Annotated in this window: 16 protein-coding genes; 8 read left to right on the forward strand and 8 right to left on the reverse strand. The window is 61.9% G+C overall.

All coding sequences use genetic code 11. The features are described from left to right. Positions 1-2: 2 nt before the first annotated feature. Positions 3-962 (reverse strand): hypothetical protein, encoded by a 960-nt coding sequence (locus tag AC6H4Z_RS09090; RefSeq protein WP_497546437.1) that lies wholly within the window; start codon positions 960-962, stop codon positions 3-5. Between the two features lie 579 nt (positions 963-1,541). Between AC6H4Z_RS09090 and AC6H4Z_RS09095 the strand changes: the two genes are divergently transcribed. After that, complete coding sequence (locus AC6H4Z_RS09095; protein ID WP_497546438.1) at positions 1,542-1,751, forward strand: hypothetical protein; 210 nt, start codon at positions 1,542-1,544, stop codon at positions 1,749-1,751. A 784-nt stretch (positions 1,752-2,535) separates the two neighbouring features. On the opposite strand, the gene AC6H4Z_RS09100 is transcribed toward AC6H4Z_RS09095, so the two are convergent. Continuing rightward, positions 2,536-3,063: a hypothetical protein gene (locus AC6H4Z_RS09100; protein ID WP_497546439.1), complete on the reverse strand. Its 528-nt coding sequence runs from the start codon at positions 3,061-3,063 to the stop codon at positions 2,536-2,538. A gap of 396 nt (positions 3,064-3,459) precedes the next feature. Here AC6H4Z_RS09100 and AC6H4Z_RS09105 point away from each other — a divergent pair, with 396 nt between their 5' ends. After that, the gene (locus AC6H4Z_RS09105) at positions 3,460-4,146 is read left to right on the forward strand and encodes a class I SAM-dependent methyltransferase (protein ID WP_497546440.1); all 687 of its coding nucleotides are present in this window, start codon (positions 3,460-3,462) and stop codon (positions 4,144-4,146) included. 24 nt (positions 4,147-4,170) lie between these two features. Here the strand turns inward: AC6H4Z_RS09105 and AC6H4Z_RS09110 are convergent, their stop codons facing one another. Further along, positions 4,171-4,371: a hypothetical protein gene (locus tag AC6H4Z_RS09110; protein ID WP_497546441.1), complete on the reverse strand. Its 201-nt coding sequence runs from the start codon at positions 4,369-4,371 to the stop codon at positions 4,171-4,173. Positions 4,372-4,571: 200 nt separating this feature from the next. On the opposite strand from AC6H4Z_RS09110, the gene AC6H4Z_RS09115 reads away from it, so the two are divergent. The 4 genes from AC6H4Z_RS09115 to AC6H4Z_RS09130 all read left to right on the forward strand — a co-directional run bounded on the left by AC6H4Z_RS09115 (position 4,572) and on the right by AC6H4Z_RS09130 (position 7,681). After that, complete coding sequence (locus AC6H4Z_RS09115) at positions 4,572-5,027, forward strand: SRPBCC family protein (RefSeq protein ID WP_497546442.1); 456 nt, start codon at positions 4,572-4,574, stop codon at positions 5,025-5,027. A gap of 31 nt (positions 5,028-5,058) precedes the next feature. Beyond that, positions 5,059-5,403: an ArsR/SmtB family transcription factor gene (locus AC6H4Z_RS09120; RefSeq protein ID WP_497546443.1), complete on the forward strand. Its 345-nt coding sequence runs from the start codon at positions 5,059-5,061 to the stop codon at positions 5,401-5,403. After that, complete coding sequence (locus tag AC6H4Z_RS09125; protein WP_497546444.1) at positions 5,381-5,863, forward strand: SRPBCC family protein; 483 nt, start codon at positions 5,381-5,383, stop codon at positions 5,861-5,863. Before AC6H4Z_RS09120 ends, AC6H4Z_RS09125 begins: the two co-directional genes overlap by 23 nt. A 156-nt stretch (positions 5,864-6,019) precedes the next feature. Continuing rightward, positions 6,020-7,681, forward strand: coding sequence for a serine hydrolase domain-containing protein (locus tag AC6H4Z_RS09130; protein ID WP_497546445.1), 1,662 nt, complete (start codon positions 6,020-6,022; stop codon positions 7,679-7,681). On the opposite strand, the gene AC6H4Z_RS09135 is transcribed toward AC6H4Z_RS09130, so the two are convergent. From AC6H4Z_RS09135 to AC6H4Z_RS09155, 5 genes are all read right to left on the reverse strand, one after another. Next, the gene (locus AC6H4Z_RS09135) at positions 7,682-8,062 is read right to left on the reverse strand and encodes a response regulator (protein WP_497546446.1); all 381 of its coding nucleotides are present in this window, start codon (positions 8,060-8,062) and stop codon (positions 7,682-7,684) included. It lies immediately after the preceding gene. A 15-nt stretch (positions 8,063-8,077) separates the two neighbouring features. After that, entirely contained in the window at positions 8,078-9,472 is a 1,395-nt protein-coding gene (locus AC6H4Z_RS09140) for a sensor histidine kinase (protein ID WP_497546447.1), read from the reverse strand. Positions 9,473-9,665: 193 nt separating this feature from the next. After that, on the reverse strand, positions 9,666-11,072 hold the full coding sequence (locus AC6H4Z_RS09145) for a RagB/SusD family nutrient uptake outer membrane protein (protein WP_497546448.1): 1,407 nt from the start codon (positions 11,070-11,072) through the stop codon (positions 9,666-9,668). A gap of 6 nt (positions 11,073-11,078) precedes the next feature. Next, positions 11,079-14,189, reverse strand: a complete 3,111-nt coding sequence (locus AC6H4Z_RS09150) for a SusC/RagA family TonB-linked outer membrane protein (protein WP_497546449.1) — start codon at positions 14,187-14,189, stop codon at positions 11,079-11,081. Positions 14,190-14,256: 67 nt separating this feature from the next. Further along, positions 14,257-16,476 carry a penicillin acylase family protein gene (locus tag AC6H4Z_RS09155; RefSeq protein WP_497546450.1) on the reverse strand — a complete coding sequence of 740 codons (2,220 nt, stop codon included), beginning with the start codon at positions 16,474-16,476 and terminating at the stop codon, positions 14,257-14,259. A 113-nt stretch (positions 16,477-16,589) separates the two neighbouring features. Here AC6H4Z_RS09155 and AC6H4Z_RS09160 point away from each other — a divergent pair, with 113 nt between their 5' ends. Then, a complete protein-coding gene (locus tag AC6H4Z_RS09160) occupies positions 16,590-17,342 on the forward strand; it encodes an IclR family transcriptional regulator (protein ID WP_497546451.1) in 753 nt (250 codons plus the stop codon). A 65-nt stretch (positions 17,343-17,407) separates the two neighbouring features. Continuing rightward, positions 17,408-18,319 (forward strand): hypothetical protein, encoded by a 912-nt coding sequence (locus AC6H4Z_RS09165; protein WP_497546452.1) that lies wholly within the window; start codon positions 17,408-17,410, stop codon positions 18,317-18,319. Positions 18,320-18,352 lie beyond the last annotated feature (33 nt).

Below are 18,352 nucleotides of genomic sequence, written 5' to 3' on the forward strand. Positions count from 1 at the left end.
CGTCACAGGCGCTCGACACGCCGCGCGGCCTGCCTGGGATCGCCGAAACCCAGCCCATTCAGTCCCGTTTCCAGCTTTGCGCGTAGCCAGTGCGCGCGCAGCGAATCCAGCGTTCCGCGGGCCGTGCCAAATGCTGCGATGCATGACGTGCTGTGGATATGAACGTAGCCAGCGTTTTCGCCGGTGCTTTGGAACCGCCATGCAGGGCGGGCGATTACGGCGACAATCAGTACGTGAGAGCAGCCAGGGTGCCAGCCTTGACCCTCGAGAAAGAACTCCCTGCCGATCGTTTCCGCTTGGCGTATGACTTCGGCATCGGCGGCATCCGGATTCGAGTCATGCAGGCAGTCGGTGATGTCAATCACCAAGCCGCCCGTGAGTCCCGCGCCTTTCAACTGGTCGGCTGCGTCCTTCGCTCTCGGCAGGCCGTTTTTGCTCGCAGTTGGCCGTTTGACTTCAAGCGCATGTGTTGTCGCACCATTCTCCAGCAAAATGTCTGGCTTCTTGCCCCCTTTAGAGCCGGAGTGCGTCGGCTGATACGGCTCGACCCCTGCTCGAAATAGTGCCGCTCTGACAACAAGCTGCGTCTGTGCCTGCAGAGGTTGGAAGTCATCTCCCGCCGACGCGATATGTCCGTTGCCGCAGAGTTCCAGGTCGCGTCGCAGGTCCGCGATCCGAGTGGCGGGGAGTGATTCCGCGATGGCGATCGTATCTAGGGCAAGCTCAATCGCCCTCATTGTCTGCAACTCGTCCGCGCCGTCCGGGGCGAACAGTCCCGAGCCGCCGACCAGCTCGAGAATTGAAGCGGCCTGATGGTAACGGGAGTCAGCTGGTAGTGGACGGTTCATCCACGCCACGAGCCCTGTAATCGCACGCCGCAACCGCGCCGCAAGGTCCACCGCGAATCGTCCGATAGGCTCAGGTTGACGAACGATCTTCTCCGTCTCGACTCGTCGCTCCATTGAACGGCCAGAAAAGGTGGAAGGCCAGTCGGCCCAGCACACCTGCGGGCGGCGGGGCGAACCGTCGAAAGAAACGTATCGCTGTGACCGCGACTTCGGCTCGTCGAGTGCGGTAGCGAGCCCATCCTGCGCCCCATATAATTGCGATCGAGACTCGCCGCCCAGGGCGACGCTGTCCGATGGGTTCAGGCGAAGACCTCCCCTGGTGATCCCACAGGGTTAGCTGTGTCCGTTACTGTGTCCGTTGGTTGCGGCAAAGTCCGTCATCCGGGGTAGGGAATCCCGGCAGAGTGCGTGAGCTGCCAGAGGGAAAAATGGCTTTTCTCGGTTTTCCCCGCCCGGTGCGGACTGCCTGATAAGCGTGAGGTCGGAGGTTCAACTCCTCCCAGGCCCACTGATTCATACGAAGGCCCCGCATCGACTTAGTCGATTGCGGGGCCTTTCTCTTGTCACTGTGGCCGGAGGTCAGTGTCCCCGCCAGTGCCAACGATCTGAGCCGGCTAATCGCTGTACTCGTATTCGTCCTCGCGAGCTGGACGGAAGCGACCGTTGCCCGGCTCAAGAACGCGACAGAACCCCATGCGCCGCCTAGACCCGTCTCAGGCGGTGGAGCGTGAGAGCGATACGCTCATGGTGGCGTTCGCCGTGAAGAACTTTTCGGGATCGCCGATCGCGGACAACATCGCGTTCGAGATCCCGTATGCGGCGGTCGACAACTTCGTCGAGCTGTTTCGACGAGTGATCGTGCGAGCGCGAAAGAATGGCCTTCTGCCGGAGCGGGAACGATGAGCAACCACGGGGGCGATGCCTTGGCTAAGACGGTGGTCAGTATAGCTCGTGGCTCAATCAAGTCGAGCTGTGGTTTGCGAAGATCGAACGGGACATGATCGCCCGCGGCATCTTCACCTCCACTGCGGATCTGCGCCGCAAACTGCTGCAGTACATCTGCGCGCACAACAAGGCGTGCCAACCCATTCAGTGGTCGTACTCGAACGTGAAGCATCGCATTCGTGCACCACGAACTTCAGTTACAAGCCCCTTAGGCCAGGGTAACGCTATGGCTCAAGGCTGAATCACGAAGCTGAGCAGATATCCTAGTAGGGTCATCATTGTTGTAAAAATGGCTGCGTTTCCCAGCCGAACATGTGGGGGGCCACCCTGGACCAAGGCATTGGCGGCGAAGTAGACGCCAGCGGATACAAGAACTAGCACTAGACTATGCCCGGCGAAGCCAACAACCTGCAGCAACAAGCAAAGCGCCAGCAAGCTACTGACATAGACTACCCATTCGTCGCTGGCGCGCCGGTCAGACGGTGAACTCAAGCGTAGAGCCTCGCTGAGGGTTGGAGTTCAGGACTCGCACGGGGGGCCGAGGACCTTCAGCCGACAAAAATGTAGCTTGTGCTCGCCTAGCGCGCTCGGTGGCCCGCACGAACGATGCTCCTGTTACTTCGTTAACAGTCCAGTAGGGTCCTATCAATCCAGAAAAAAGAAGACCCGGCCCCGAGACCATCCGGGGCCGTCGACGTTGTGGGACCGGCGATTCTGGTGCAGCGCGCGGTGCTCCTCCAACTCAAGTAGCGTCGTTGTAGCGGTCGAGCATCCGAAACCGAAAGATCCCCTCCGCCGCGATCGGGTCGCCCTCGACCAACAATTCGGCCGCGAACGTTGTCTTGTGTCGCGGCGTCTTGGGCGAGAACACGTCGTCATACTCGAAGCATCCCCAAACGAATGCGCGCATCTTCTTGTCGTGAGCGAGCAGCATTGCTTCGCCAACGTCGAGATAGTACGGCGATCCGGAAACCCTCGTTCGGCGCCCAGGAGGACCGATGCTCGCATGCGTATCGGTCGACACTGGGGCGAAGTCGTAGTCTGCCGGGAGATCGGCAGGCTGCCGAAGGTAGTTGACCGTTAACCGAGTGTTCCGGGCTGGTGTGTTGCCGGTGTTTTCGAACCGAGGCGCGATGAGCCAGCCGACGTTTGCGTTCCCTGGTTGCGGCTCGGGGTGCGGATCCGCTCGGAAGTTGCGAACGGAGACATATGCTCGCAGCTGTCGCCGAGCTGATTCGCGTGCGTCCGTCGCGAGGTCTCTCGTCGCCAAAACAGACCAATCGTAAAGAGCGCGAGAATACCGGTTGCAGCTCCGGTGATTTTGATCCAGAGCAACGTCGATTCGGCGTCGCGGTGCTCCGCGCTAGCCGTCGCGGCGAACGAGCTAAGTCGTTGAAAATCATCATTGGAAGAACCAACTGACGCTATTGAGGTCGTCTGATAAGCGGAGGTCGGAGGTTCAACTCCTCCGAGGCCCACTTTTCAAAGCCATTGCCCTGCGACGGTTAGCCCGTTGTGGGGCTTTTGCTTTTGTGGCTTCCGGGCTCTGCTGTCCGCTCGTGCCGACCACCGTGCGTCCAATCGCTGGGGTGAACTCTCCCTTTCACCGGCACAAAATTTGGTGGATGCGCCCGGCACCTCTTTACTCGGTGCGACGATGCGCTTGGTGACCCGAACTGTTGAACTCGTCCGGACCGAAGGTGTTCGGTCAACGGCGAAACGCGTTGAGACCTACCTCCACCGGCAGTACGTGGTGTATCGCGACCATCTCTCGTTCGACCGGAAGTACGGAACAGAGACAGCTCTCAACGAGATGGCGTACCTCGCGGATGTTCAGTCGTCACATGCGTCGCACTCGCCCGGATACGAGGCAAGCACGTGGCGCGATTTCTCGCGCATCATGAAGGCGATTCCCGTCGATCCGCGCGAGTACGCGTTCATCGATGTCGGGTGCGGGAAGGGCCGGGCATTGTTCTTCGCTGATCTCGTCGGCTACCAACGGATTGTCGGAATCGAGTTTTCGGAACGGCTCGCAGGCATCGCGCATCAGAACATCGAGCGATTTCGCGAGCGACGGCGATCGACGTCTGCAATCCAGCTGCTCTGCCAGGACGCGCTGACGTATGAGTTCCCTGATGCACCGACGGTGCTTTACCTCTACAACCCGTTTGGTCCCGACGTGATGCGGCCGTTCATCGAGAATGTTCGGCGATCGTTCGACTACGGCCATCACGATTTGTATATCGCGTATCGCGCAACGGCCTGCGGCCGGCTATTTGAGGAGCAGTCGTTTCTCGACGTTGTCGAGAAAACGCGCGCGCATGCGATCTATCACGCGCGTCGTAGCGGTTGAGCAGGGGCAATTTGGGCGGCAGGCTTACTGTCGAGGCCCTTTCGTGTTCGCGCGCCGGCTTGCCCAGAAGATCGCGGCACCCGCTGCGATCGCGATCGCGCCGTAGATCGCCCAGATCCTTTGACCTGTCATGAAGCTGCCGGGCAGTACGCCGATGCCCTGAAGTAGCCAGACACAACCGGCCAGAGCCACCAGAATTCCGAACACAGTGCCGACGGTCTTCATCGTTTGCTCGCTTCGCAGGTGAGCTGAAGATCGCGTGCGTGTGCCGATCTGTCTATTGACATGCAGGTAAATACTTGCCTATTATCCATGCACGATCTGGAGACAACGGCAAAGGTCCCAAATCGCTGGCTGGCCAGCCGAGTTGCTTTTGCCAAACACAACCGCACGCGCTCGTCGAACCACCAGAAGGAGGATCGCACATGCCGGACATTCTGCATCAAGTCGGAATCAAGGGCTCCATGAACACGGTCTACAACGCGCTGGCGACGCTCGAGGGCGTCTCCGGGTGGTGGAGCAGAGAAACGAAGGGCAGCGACAAAGTCGGAGGAGTGATCAGCTTCCGTTTCACGAACGGCGGCGTCGAAGTTGGCATCATCGACGTGAAGGTTCTCGAACTCCATCCCGGCAAGAGTGTGCTGTGGGAGGTCGTTGCAGGACCGGCCGAGTGGATCGGCACGACGATCGGGTTTGACCTGCGACAGGAGGACGACTACTCCATCCTCCTCTTCAAGCACCAGGGTTGGAAGGAACCCGTGGAGTTCATGCACCACTGCACTACCAAGTGGGGGACCTTCCTGATGAGTTTGAAATCGCTCGTCGAAACCGGGAAGGGTGCTCCGAGTCCCGACGACGTGAAGGTCACCAACTGGAACTGATGCGCTGCTGATTTCGCGCTGGTAAACACCATTGTCCACCGGTCTTTCGCACATCGACAAAGTCTTCAAAGCGCTGGCTGACCCAACGCGCAGGCGCCTCCTCGACCTGCTGCATCGGGACAACGGCCAAACGCTCACGGCACTGTGCGGGCACATGGACATGACACGCCAAGCCGTGACGCAGCACCTACAACAACTCGAGGAAGCAAACCTCGTCGCCATCGTCTGGCACGGGCGCGAGAAGCTTCACTACCTGAACCCTGTGCCGCTGCACGAGATCTACGAGCGCTGGATCGAGAAATTCGAGCGCACGCGTCTCGATGCGTTGGGCGACCTCAAGAGGAAACTCGAAAGTGACGACGACGACAAAACCTAGTTTCGTGTACGTGACGTACATCGCCACGACGCCAGAGAAGGTGTTTCGCGCGTTGGTCGATACAGACGTGACACAGCAGTATTGGGTCGGCGTGAGCGAGAAGAGTCCGGCTCACGTGAACGTGTCGGATTGGAACGCTGGCTCTCGATGGGAACACCAACGCGTTGACGACGCGCGCACGGTCGACGTCGCCGGCACGGTCGTCGAGAACGTGCCTCCCCGTCGCCTGGTTCTCACCTGGGCGCGACCGACAGAATTCGAGGATCAGTCGAAGCACTCACGCGTGTCGTTCGACGTCGAGCCGCTCGCCGCGGGGCTCGTTCGCCTGACGGTCACGCATGAAGATCTCGAGAAGGATCCCAAGATGCTTGCAGGTATCTCGGGCGGCTGGCCGATGGTTCTCGCCAACCTCAAGACGCTGCTCGAGACCGGAACTGTGCTACCGCGCACACCGGCCTGACGGACAATCAATGCCAACGCCCCGCTCCAGTCGCTTCGACCGGACGGGGCGTTGTGCAAGGGCGCTATCGATTGGCGCCCGTCGTTCCATAGACGTGGCCATTGGACGCCGAGCGATGCGCGAGATAGAATCCGCCATCTTCGTCGAGAGGCCTCTGTGCATCAGCGTGCATCGATTGTCGCGCTCACCATGATGTTGGGCGTCGCCGCCTCCTCCGGCGCGCAAATGCGAACGCCGCAGGATTCCGTGGCGCGGGCCGTCGATCGTGTCTTCGACGCCTGGCGCGGCACACAGGGGCCGGGCTGCGCGGTTGGCGTCGGACGCAATGGCAAATCCGTCTTCGAGCGCGGCTACGGTATGGCGAACCTCGAGACAGACACGCCGATCGGGCCGTTGTCGATTTTCCACGTCGCGTCAGTCTCGAAGCAGTTCACCGCGATGTCGATCATGCTTCTCGAACGCGACGGTAAACTCTCGGTCGATGACAACATCCGAAAATACCTGCCCGAGATTCCGGACTACGGCACGCCGATCACGGTTCGCAACCTGTTGAACCACACCAGCGGGCTTCGCGATCAGTGGAGCCTGATCGGTCTGGCGCGCGGGCGTTTCGAAGAGGACCGCATCACCGAAGCCGACGTGATGGACATCGTCCCTCGGCAGAAGGCGCTGAATTTCACGCCGGGCGCGGAATACATCTATAGCAATACTGGCTTTACGCTGCTTGCGGTCATCGTGAAGCGGGTCAGCGGCAAGTCTCTGCGCGATTTCGCCGATGAGAGAATCTTCAAGCCTCTCGGTATGACGAACACGCACTTCCACGACGACTACACGATGCTCGTCCGCGGGCGGACGTCGGCGTATTCGCCGCGCGGCAACACGTGGTCGGTGAGCATTCCGAACTTCGATACCTACGGGGCGACGAGCCTGTTCACGACCGTTGGCGATCTGCTCAAGTGGGAAGCGAACTTCGACGCTCCAACGGTGGGCGACCGCGCGCTGTTCACGCGCATGGAGACGCCAACGATCCTGACGAACGGCGACACGTCGACGTACGGTTTCGGTCTGGTCAGCGGGCGGTATCGCGGCGCGAAGATCGTCGAACACAACGGCGCCGACGCTGGCTACCGAAGCTACGTGGGACGTTTTCCCGATCAGGGGCTTTCCATCGCCGTGTTGTGCAACGCCGCGACGAGCAACACCACGGCGTTGGCGCGGGGTGTCGCCGACGCGTTCCTCGGCTCGTCGCTCGCACGCGTCGAGCCGCCGGTCGTGCCGCAGGGAATCGCGCTGGGTGCCGATGCAGTCCAGCGGCGAGCCGGCGTGTACATCCAGCCGACGACGCTCCAAGTGATTGAGCTCACCGCCCGCGATGGAAAGCTCGTCGTCGGTCGCGACCTGGGTCCAGCCCTCATTCCCGTGGCCGATGGACGCTTCCGATTGCCGAACGCGCCGGCGGAATTCGTGTTTGCTAATGGCGACCACGCTGGCTTTGAACGCCGCGCACTTGCCGGCGGACGCCCGGTGCCGTTCGAGTGGCGCCAACCGTTGGTCGCGACGCGTGCGTTGCTCGCCGAGTACGCTGGCCGATACGTGAGCGACGAACTCGGTGGGTCGATCTATACGGTCAGTTCCGCGGATACCACGATCGCACTACGAACCGGCACCGAGGATCCGACCAACGGAAGGCTGATCTTTGCCGACACGTTCCTTGCCGATGGATACACGATTCAGTTCATCCGAACCCGAGGCAAGGTGACTGGCTTCGATGTGACGGACGGTCGAATGCGCCACGTTCGCTTCGAGCGACGGCAGTAACTACTCTGCGCGTGGTTGGATGATCGGGAACAGCGCGCGTGCGACGTCGTCCGGCCCAAACGGTTTCTGAAGCAGGCCAACGCTTCGGTACTTCTCGGGTATCGTTGGGTCGCTGTAGCCGGTCGCAAACACGACCGGCACCCCGCGCGCGAGTAGCTCGTCAGCGACGAGGTACGCATGGACGCCGCGCAGGTTGATGTCCAAGAGCGCGCCATCGATCCGTGGCGTCGACCGGCAAATCGTCAGCGCCGCTTCGATCGTTGCGGCCGGACCAACGACCGTTGCACCCCACACGCGGAGCATCCGGCTCATCGCTTCCGCCACGATGTGCTCGTCTTCGATGATCAGTATGTGCCGTCCAGCCAGATCTGGCTCGATCATCGGACCCCCGCCTGTTTAGTCGATCGCCATCGTGACGATGCAGCGCACGTCGTTCGGACCGATGTCGAGCCGAGTGTGCGCGTCGAGTTGAAAGGGCAGGGACTGTTCGATCAACGTGCGACCCAACCCAACGCGATTCGGCGTTGCCGGTGTACGACTCCAGTCGATCCCGCGCTCGAGCCAATCGAGCGTGAGTTCATCGCAACCGTTCGTTTGCGTCAGCTTCCAGGTCACCGTGAGTTGTCCGTCTCGAGAGCCGAGGGCACCGTGCTTTCGCGCATTCGTCGCAAGCTCGTGGAGTCCAAGAGCGAGTATCTGCACCGAGCGGTTGGGCAAAGCAACTTCGGGTCCGTTCACGATGACACGTCGACCATCCGGCTCCGCGCCGAGCGCACGCAACTCGAGATCGACCAATTCTCCGAGCATGACTGGACTCGACTCACCGCGCGAGAGGAGTCCCTGCACGCGTGATAGCGTCGCGAGACGTTCGCGAAACGGTTCCACGAAGTCCTGCAGCGATTCGCACGACGCGAGCGTCTGCTCCGCCAGCGCGCTGACGACAGCGAGCAAATTCCGCGTGCGATGCTCCAGCTCGGCAATCAACACAAGGTTCGTTTGCTCGGCTCGCTTTCGTTCGGAGATATCGAGCACCACGCCGTGAAAACTCGCTGGCTGCCCATTCTCGAAGAGCGTCTTGCCGCGCGTCGTTACCCAACGCAATGAGCCGCCATGCACGCCGATGACGCGATACTCGATGTCGCAGATGCCGTCGCCTTCGGGGTCCACGCTCGCGCCGAGCGCAGCTTGGACGCGCTCGCGGTCCTCGGGATGAATGCCGCTAACGAACACACCGAGGTCGACAGGCGCCGATGCCGGCAGTCCCCAAATGGCCTTGAGACGCGGATCCCACTCGATCGCCTGATTGCGACGGTCGGAGTGATACCGTCCCAAGCCGATGAGATCCACCGCGGCACGCAGTCCAGTCTCCGACTCACGCAGCTGCTCGAGCTCACGCGCGCGCGTTTCCGCGAAGGTGCAGAACACGCCTACGACGGTCCGGTCGTCGTCCCCGAAAATCGGCGTACACGAAACGTCAGCAGTCACCTCGCCGGCCGGTGCCTTCGGGCTGGAAAGCACGACGTGCGGACTGAACGTGGCGCGACCGCCGAGCGCGTCGGTTGCCATCGGGCTGATCGAATCCCAGAGCTTGCCGAGTGACGACGGCAAAGCGCCGTGCTGGACCGCGGGCGAGCCCTCGTGGACGAGCCGTGCGAAGGCGTCGTTGTACAGAACGCGGCAGTCCGCGCCGACGGCCAGCAGGACCGGACTCGGCGAGTGAAGGCAAAGCCGAATGACCGCCCGCAGGCTCGGCGACTCCGTGGCGCCGTTCAGATCGAACCCAACAGTCATGCGTGGTAAGATAGCGCCTATGCGCGGCAATTCTATTGCTTGCGCGACAGAGACTCATGGCAACCAACAGAGGGGCGATGGTGGCGGCCTGGTGGCGTATCCCGGCGATATTTGAGAACAGGCATTATGAAACAATAAAAACGGGGCTCGGCACTCACCGAGCCCCGCCTTCACGCGTTCGTGTTACGGATGGCTACGCACTACGGTCGGTACACGACTGCGTCGCCGACACATTCGGGTTGTTTGCCTCGGCTTGCGGAACTGGGAAATTGATGTCCGCGTTGTAGTTGCCGCCTTTGTGCCACGCGCCCGTGGGGAAAACCGTTTCAGCCGGACGTTGATACTGGCGGATCAGACGACGCATGTCGCCCAAGCGTGAGCCGCGACCGAACAGCCAGAACGCGCGCTCGCGGAAGAGCAGGTTTTCACGCGCGGTGTTCGTGCCGGGATCCGTGAGGTTCGCCGCCAATCCCGCGACGCCGCCTTCGGTGCGCGCCTGGTTCAACTTCTGGACGTATAGCGAGTAGTTACCAGCTTTGTACGCTGCCTCGGCTTCGATCATGCGCGCCTCGACGCCACCAGCGATTGTGACCGATGCGTCGCGCGTCGGCCAGATGAGCTGCGTATAGACCGGCGTGCCGAGATCATCGCGCGTCTTGAGCGCAAACCCTGCGGCGGTGCAGGCCGCGTCCCCGCCTTGGCAGACCGGAATGCGAGGATCGGCGGCTGTGGCGAAGTTGATGCCGTTCGTCCCTTCGCCGATGCTCACGCTGTAGCGACGCTGGATGTTGTTGTAGTTCCAGATCGCGTTGTCGCTCACGGTCTGCGCGTGAAGGTTCTGATACTTGTAGCTCGTGGGCACAGCTGCAACCGCCGCCGCTGCGTCTGCCTGGCGATTGAGGTTCGTGAGGATACGCCCGCGAATCACTGCCAATGCGTTCTTGACCTTGACGTCGGCCGTTGACGATCCGGTGACCAGTGCGAGGCCGGAATCTGCGTGCGCGAGCGCAAGCTGGTACGCTGTCGTCGTCGTGACCGGTGCGCCGTACTTCTCCGCGCCATTCACGACGTCGCTGAACACGAGACCGTTGCAGTAATCCTCGGCCATGACGTTTTCGATGTACGCCTCGACGAAGTACATCTCGGCAACGTCGGCCGCCGGGCCAGTGGGTATGTACTGCTTGAGCAGCTGCGTCGCCTGTTCGGCCGAGATGCGTGCGCGATGCAGCATTCGGTCGACATCTGTGAGGAAGCTGTTCGCCGTCGTGATAACGCGCTGATCCACTTCCTGACGCGCGATGAACGAATCGCCATTGATCCATTCGTCGGCGAGTAGTCCGCTGAGCAGGAAGAGCCCTTCCGAGTTGCTGCTACCGCCGGTCGTAGCGGCGGTCAGTCGCGCAATGGCGCCGATACGAACGGCGCTCGCTCCGGCAGCAGACTGCACATCAGTCGGATTGATGATGTCCGGGTCAGTGACGGTGAGGACGTCAGACGGCGTGCACGCGATTGCCACGCCGGCGAGCCCGAACGCCACGGTCGTCGCAGCGCGACGCAGGCGTGATTTCCCTGGAGCTCCGATGTATGAAGTCATTCTCATGATATCCTAGAAGCCGAGGGAGAGACGAAGGACGTAGTACGTCGTCGGCGCGAACGCCTGAAATTCGGACGGAGCGTCGCCCGTGGTGCCGAACGCTTCGGGGTCCACACCGTCGTACTTGGTCCAGAGAATTCCGAGGTTGCGCGCTGCGAGCGTCGCCGAGAGTGTGCGACCGCGGAGCAGCGTGTTCACGAAGTGCTGCGGCGCCGTGTAAGTGACATTCAGTTCGCGGAAGCGAATGAAGTCGCCGTCGCCGATGAAGCCAGCAACCGTCTTTGCGGGGTGATCGCGAACAGCGGCGGTCCGCGCCTGCTCGAACGCGGAGGCTTTCGGATTCAAGAGCCCCGAGCAGTTGTTGCGGCTGGCGCAACGAATACGCTCGGTGTTGTTGTACATCTTGAAGTCGCCCTTGTAGTCGACCATGCCGCTCACGCGCAGGGCGTGATGGAACAGCTCGATGCCGTTGGTGATGTTGAGCTCATACTTCGGCAGTGGGTTGCCGAGGTACACGGCGGTATCCGAGACGACGATCTCGCTCACGTTCGGATCGGTCGCGTACGCGATCAAACCGTCGCCGTTCTTGTCGCCATAGCTCGTGAGGCCGCGCGACCACCAGCCATTGAGCGGATAGCCCTCGCGCTGCTGCTGCGTGCTGCTCGAGACGATCGTCGGAACGCCGCCGAGCGTGACGAGCTTGTTGGCGTTCGTCGAGCCATTGAAGCTGACGTCCCAGCCGAACGCGTTGCGGTCGATCACCCTGGCGGTGATCAGCGCTTCGACACCCTTGTTCGTGACCTCGCCGAGGTTTTCGAGACGCGCGGTGGCGCCGATGCCGAGCGACGGCGGCAGCACACGGCTGATGAGTGCATCCTTCGATGTCTTGTTGTAGTACGTGATCTCGGTGGTGATACGGTTGCTGAAGAACGTTCCGTCAACGCCGAGTTCGAGTTCGGTGGAGCGCTCGGGCTTGAGATTGCGGTTGCCGAGCGTGGTGAAGACGACCGCCGGAGCGTCGCCGCTCTCCAAGCGTGCGGTGGAAGACGAGAAGTACTGCACGGCGTCGATCGTGCCAGGCTGGACGCCGGATGCGCCGTACGCCGTGCGAAGACGGAACTGATTCAACCAGCTGTAATGCGGAAAGAAGCTTTCGTCGGAGGCAACCCACGACGCGGCAATCTTCGGGTAGAACACCGTCTTGAAGTTGGCGCCGAACGCGCTGTTGCGATCGGAGCGTAGGCCGCCCGTGAGATAGAAGCGATCTCTAAACGCGACATTCTCCTCGACAAAGCCGCCGAGCGTTCGGGTGTCGCTCGTGGATTCGTCCGCGGCCTTCACCGCGCCGGATGTGACAGTAGTGGCTCCGGGCGGAAGAATTGTTCCAGAGGCGCCATTGCGATCGAAAAAGCTGCGGTTGAACTGTACGCCCGCCGACGTCTTCGACTGGATCGTCGCGGTCAGCTGTCGAGACGCCGTGGCACTCGCATCAGCCGCGTACGTGAAGAAGTTCGAACGATTGTCGATCTTGTAGCCCTTGCGGCTGTCGCCGCCGAGGTCCGGGCAAGCGCCGAAGCGACAAAGCTGCGTATCGAGACGGCCTGCGTAATCGAGTCCGGCGTTTGCGCGCGCCGACAGCCATTCCGTCGGGCGCCAGTTGCCATTCGTCGACGTGATGAGGCGATTGATGTTCTGGTTCGTGTACTGCTGGTAGATGTCGCGTGGCGTGATCTGGCGCCAACCAAACAGCGTGTCGCCAGTCGCCGAGAGATTGTATTTGAAGCCAGGACCGCCGTAGGTGTTGGCCGCGACACCGAGCACACCGGAATCGTCGCTCATCGGAAGCCGCGTGTCCTGAGCAGTGTACCCCGCGTTGATTGCGAGGTCGATCTTTGGATTCACCGCGACGTTGAAGTTTGCGCGCGTCGTGATGCGGCCCATGTGGTTCGGGCTGAGCTCTTCCGGGCGGAGCGTTGCGCCGTGCGAAGAGAGATACCGCTTGTCGAAATCGGGCACCTTGAGCACGCCGTTTTCGCCTTCCCATTCGCCGTGTAGGAAGTAGCGGAGCGCATCGGTGCCGCCGCCAACCTGTAGGCTGTGCTGTTGACGATAGCCAATACCGTTGGGCGTCGCTTCTGGATCGTTGTACAGGTTGTAGCTCGTGACGCTATCCACCGCGCAGGCCTTCGCGACCACCTGCGAGATGAAGCATTGGACTGTGTTGGCCGCCGTCGAGTTGGTGGCAGCAGTCGAGCCCGAACGCCACGCGCGATACGCAGTCGGGTACGTGTTGTTGTCGACGTGCGCGCCTTGCTCGGTCGTGTAAGTCAGCTGCGGGCGACCGGCGACGCCGCGTTTCGTCGTGATGACGATGACGCCATTCGCGGCGTCGGTTCCGTATAGCGTTGCCGCGGATGGGCCGCGCACGACTTCGATCGATTCGATCTCTTCGGGATTGAGATCGTTGATGCGTGCGGGCGTCGTTCCGCCGACGCTCAGCGTCGACGAACCCGTAGTTCCTTCCACGCGTGTACCGTCGACGATGTAGATCGGATTGTTCGCGAGTGAAAGAGAGCTCGTGCCGCGAATGCGAACGCGTGTGCCAGCGCCCGTTTGCGTTCCAGGAATGACGAGTACACCGGGCGCGCGCGCGGTGAGCATGTCGGCGACGTTTGCTACCGCGGTGCCAGCGACGGCCTTCGCTGCATCGATCTGCGCAATGGAGTTGCCAACTTCCACTCGGCGCTGATCGCCAGTCGCCGTCGTGACGACGGGATTCAACGTGAGACCGACAGGAGCCATCTTGATGTCGAGCGACGCCGTCTGTCCCGCGGCGATTGTGACCGCCAACCGTTGCTCGGCGTAGCCCACGCGGAGCACTCGCACTTCGACTGAACCAGTGTGCACGCCGCGCAGCGTGTATTGACCCTGATCGTTCGTTTGCGTCACGCTCGTTGTGCCAATGACGCTCACTGCCACCGACGGTACGGCGAGTCCAGTCGTCGCGTCAGTAACGCGACCGCTGACGGAGCCTTGCTGTCCTTGTGCACTCAGCCGACCTGACAGGCTCGTACAGACGAGCGCAGCCAGCATGAGTGTGTGGCGTACTCTTCGAAATTGCATGAGACCTCAGTTGCGAACGGGTGGGGAACTGAGAGGAACTGAAAAGCGAAGTTGGGCAGGTGGTTGGCTACTTTTTCTCTCCTGGTCGATAGCGTACGACGGTTTGCTTCACGATGTCGGCTTCGCTCCACGCGACTGGCTTGAGCTCACCGCGCGCGAACATCGCCGCTTGGTCGCTGAAGAAGGGCGACTGCGGATCCGGACTCTCGCCATACGCGAGCACCGAGTACGCTTTAGGCTGATCGCCGAACTCCACGGCGAGGACCCAACCATCGCCGCCGACGGCTTGGCGCTTACCATCTGGATCGTCGCGATACTGCAGCACGCGAAAGCAGCCGATGTCGCCGCTGCATCCGCCGACGGGAACGTCGACATCGCCGCGGCGCACGCGATGCACATCGCCCCAGGCGACGTCCACGCGTCCGTATCGTCGCGCGGTTTCCGTCGTTGCCCACGCAAAGGCGTCGACGGCGCGCGCGGGCGACTTGATGCCGCGCGGCGTTTTGACTGGAGACTTCGGATCCCACTGTACCGCGTACATCGTGTCGGCACGCGTTCCGGCGATGTACCGGCGCCACCAGAGCTCGAACAGCACGCCGCCACGGCTCGTCGGCGCCACCGTCTTGTCCCATTTGGCGATTACGTCGATGGCTTTCGTCACGTCTGCCGACGGATGCGACGCCCGCACCGCGGTGACGAGATCGTCGCGCACGCGATCGCCCAGCAACATTCGATATGAATGCTTGAGCGCAATGACGTCGGTGAGTGAGAGCTTGTTCGGCGTGTCGATCAGCGTAATGGCGAGCTGACTGCGCAGGCCGAGCTTCGCTTCGGGGAAATAGGCGGGGAAGGATGCGGGGTCGAGCTGCGCGTGCAGATTCGTGTAATACGGCGGATCGTTCTCGTTGTGGACATATCCGCCCTTGGGGTTGAGCACCTGCGGCAGCGAGTCGAACGGGACGTAGTGCGTCCAGATGTCGGCGACGCCGCGAGCCGGAACCGCGACCGTGTCCGAGCTCGGGCGGTTTGGCAGCGACGGCGTCGCCGCGTTCCATACATATAGAATGTTTCCGGCGCGATCGGCGTACGTGAAGCTCGAGTTCAATCGCGCCTGCATACGCATCGCATCCTTCCACTCGGCGAGCGAGTGCGCGCGCATCATCCGAAGGAATTGTTCGCCGGCGCGGAAATCTCCGTCCATCGCGGTGCGCAGCACGTACACGGTGTTGCTATCGCGATAGATCACCGGACCAAAGGGCGTGCGCGGCACTTCGCGTGACTCGCTCGACAGTCCGCTGCCGTCGCGATACTCGACGCGCACGGTCTGCTTCTGTATCGGATACGATACGCCGTCGAGCAGATAGTGTTCGGCGTGCGCGCGATCCGCGTCGAGCGCGTAAATCTGCGTGAGAAGTGGATCGTTGTTGGTTGTCGACCAACCGAGATCGCGATTGAACCCGCCAATGACGCTGAACGGTCCGCCAATGCGGAAGTCGCCGTAGTAGTCGACGACGCCGGGAACCGTCATGTGAGCTTCGTAATAGCCCGCGTTCCACTGGAGGTGCGGATTGCGCAGCAGAATAGCGCGCTTGGATTTCGTTCGACTCGGCGAGAATGCCCACGCGTTCGAACCTTCGTCCGGCGGATCTATCCATTCGCCCGGCGGAACTTCACCCTCGGCGGGACTTGGCGTAGCTGTCGCGCCGCGTCCACGACCGCGATAACTCGGATCGTTTCGCGCGAGAAAGCGCGCCGCTTGTGCGGCGGTGGCCATGCTCACGTCGTGCGCGAGCACGTCGTAGCCAGTAAAGTGCGGCGCGAACCCAGCGGGGAACTCGTCCGCATGCAGTTCGACGTAGCGATTGGCGCCGGCGGCAAAACCCTCGTACACCTCGCGCGTGTCGCCAGCGAGGAATGGGTACGTCTCGACCGCGCGGTTGTATGCGAGCTTCGCGGCGAAGTCGCGTTCCATACTGTCGCGGCCGAACCATCGGCCCATCTCACCTCGTGCGCGCAACAGGTCGAGCGGTACGCGAGCGCCGTAGTCTTCCGACTGTACGTACGCGAGCGCGAACTCCGCGGCGCCGAGGTTGTCTGCTTTGATGTGCGGGACGCCATGCGTCGTACGGCGCACCTCGACGTGCGCGATGTATTCGGACGCGGGCTTGGTCGTTCGCCTGACCCCGCTGTCGTACGCCATGAGCGGAGTGAACAGCAGCGCGCCCATGACGATGCGAGCGCGGCGTGGCGAGCGATGGTGTGATGCCCTAGCCGAAGATTGCTGCATGAACGCTCCGTAAAGCCGCGAAGGGTCTGGCGGCGGGCCTGGGCCGGCCTCTAGCCGGTTCCATATAATGGAACTAGGTTCCGTAATCGCGCCAAAGTATGTGAGGAGGCCGTATGCTGCGCAAGGCAATGGATGTACTCGCTCTGTTCACGATCGAGCGGCGAGAGCTCGGCGTACTCGAAGTTGCCGACGTGCTCGGTCGTCCCAAGAGCACCGTGTCGCGGTGGCTTTCGGCGATGGAGGACGCGGATTTTCTGGATCGCGATCCAGAGACATCGCGGTACAGACTTTCGCTGCGGCTCACCGCACTCGGCGACGTCGCCCGACATTCCACTACGCTGCAGCGCTCGGCGCGTTCGTCGCTGAATTGGCTCGCGCAGCGAACTGGCGAAACAGCGAACCTCACACTGCTCGTCGGTCTCGAAGCGGTGAACGTGGAAGTTGCCGACAGTCCGCGGCCGGTGATGCACGTTGGCTGGGTGGGTCGTCGGCTCCCCGTGCATGCGACTGCATCGGGCAAGGTGCTGATCGCGCATGCCGATGATTCGACCGTTGCCGCAGTACTCGGTGCACCATTGCAGCGGTACACGCACGAGACCATTACCACCGCTGCCGCGTTCGATCAGGAATTGGAATCAGTTCGCAAGCGCGGCTATGCGACCGTGTGGGCAGAGCTCGAGTCGGATCTCGCTGCCGTCGCGGCACCAGTGCGAGATTTTTCTGGCGCCGTTGTGGCTGCCATCGCGATTGGCGGGCCCGTGTCACGCTGCGCGCGATCAAAGCTGCACGCGTTGGCGATCGATGTCGTGAGTGCTGCGACCGCTGTGTCGGAACGGATGGGGTATCGGGCGGCTGGCGACGCCTGAGCGCGAGCCGGTTGCGGAGTGCGATGCGACTGGTCAGATCTCAACAGCCGCCGTGGAGCGTTGAGATGCGATTCAAGATGATTTCGTTGAGCGTTGTTGCCTGCGCCGCAATCGCCTGCTCGCGCGACCAGACGGCGACCGAGGCGGGTAATATCGCCGGCAGCGTTACGGAAATCGTCGCGACTGGTGAGTGCGCGACGCCGCGCGCTGGCTGGATCTTCTGCGACGACTTCGAGAGCGATCGTACATCGAAGTACTTCGAGTACGACAACGCTGGCGGGAAGTTCGTACGCGCGACCGGAACTGGTGTTGGCGGTTCGGTCGGCATGCGCGCGACATACACAAAGGGCAGCGCGGCTGCGGGCAGTCTGAAGCTCGCGTTTGGGAAGACGCCGAGTGCGTCGTTCCGGCCGGTGGATGCGGGGACGGCGAACTATCGTGAGATCTACTGGCGCTTCTATGTGAAGCGCGAAGCTGGTTGGGTGGGGGACGGACCCGGCAAGCTGACGCGCGCGACCGTGTTCACGAAGTCTGATTGGAGTCAGGCGATGATCGCGCACGGTTGGTCGGACGAGACCGATATGCGGTATCTGCTGCTCGATCCTGCGTCGGGCGTCGACGCGGCGGGCGCGACGGTGACTGTCGGCTACAACGACTTCAACAATCTCAAATGGCTCGGCGGCGTCCGCTCTGCCGCGATGGAGAATGACCAGGCGCACGTGGGGCAGTGGTCCTGCTATGAGTTCCACGTCAAGCTGAACGACGCCGGGCAGTCGAATGGCGTATTCGAGCTACTGGTGAACGGTCAGCCCTCGGCCAAGAAGACGGGGCTCAACTGGGTGGGCTCATACAATGCGTACGGGCTGAATTCCGTGCTCCTCGAGCAATATCAGAATGAGGGAGCGCCTGCAGCGAATGTTCGTACACTCGACAACTTCGTGGTGAGCACGCAACCGATCGGGTGCGGCGCGAAGTAGATCGCAAATAGCACATTCTCATTGGAAGGAATC

The organism is Leucogemmata humicola (genome assembly GCF_055379415.1).

Coding starts and splice junctions, on each gene's coding strand:
- AC6H4Z_RS09090 (WP_497546437.1), bottom strand. CDS start 962: ATGGAGCGACGAGTCGAGACGGAGAAGATCGTTCGTCAACCTGAGCCT.
- AC6H4Z_RS09095 (WP_497546438.1), top strand. CDS start 1,542: ATGCGCCGCCTAGACCCGTCTCAGGCGGTGGAGCGTGAGAGCGATACG.
- AC6H4Z_RS09110 (WP_497546441.1), bottom strand. CDS start 4,371: ATGAAGACCGTCGGCACTGTGTTCGGAATTCTGGTGGCTCTGGCCGGT.
- AC6H4Z_RS09115 (WP_497546442.1), top strand. CDS start 4,572: ATGCCGGACATTCTGCATCAAGTCGGAATCAAGGGCTCCATGAACACG.
- AC6H4Z_RS09135 (WP_497546446.1), bottom strand. CDS start 8,062: ATGATCGAGCCAGATCTGGCTGGACGGCACATACTGATCATCGAAGAC.
- AC6H4Z_RS09140 (WP_497546447.1), bottom strand. CDS start 9,472: ATGACTGTTGGGTTCGATCTGAACGGCGCCACGGAGTCGCCGAGCCTG.
- AC6H4Z_RS09145 (WP_497546448.1), bottom strand. CDS start 11,072: ATGAGAATGACTTCATACATCGGAGCTCCAGGGAAATCACGCCTGCGT.
- AC6H4Z_RS09150 (WP_497546449.1), bottom strand. CDS start 14,189: ATGCAATTTCGAAGAGTACGCCACACACTCATGCTGGCTGCGCTCGTC.
- AC6H4Z_RS09155 (WP_497546450.1), bottom strand. CDS start 16,476: ATGCAGCAATCTTCGGCTAGGGCATCACACCATCGCTCGCCACGCCGC.
- AC6H4Z_RS09160 (WP_497546451.1), top strand. CDS start 16,590: ATGCTGCGCAAGGCAATGGATGTACTCGCTCTGTTCACGATCGAGCGG.
- AC6H4Z_RS09165 (WP_497546452.1), top strand. CDS start 17,408: ATGCGATTCAAGATGATTTCGTTGAGCGTTGTTGCCTGCGCCGCAATC.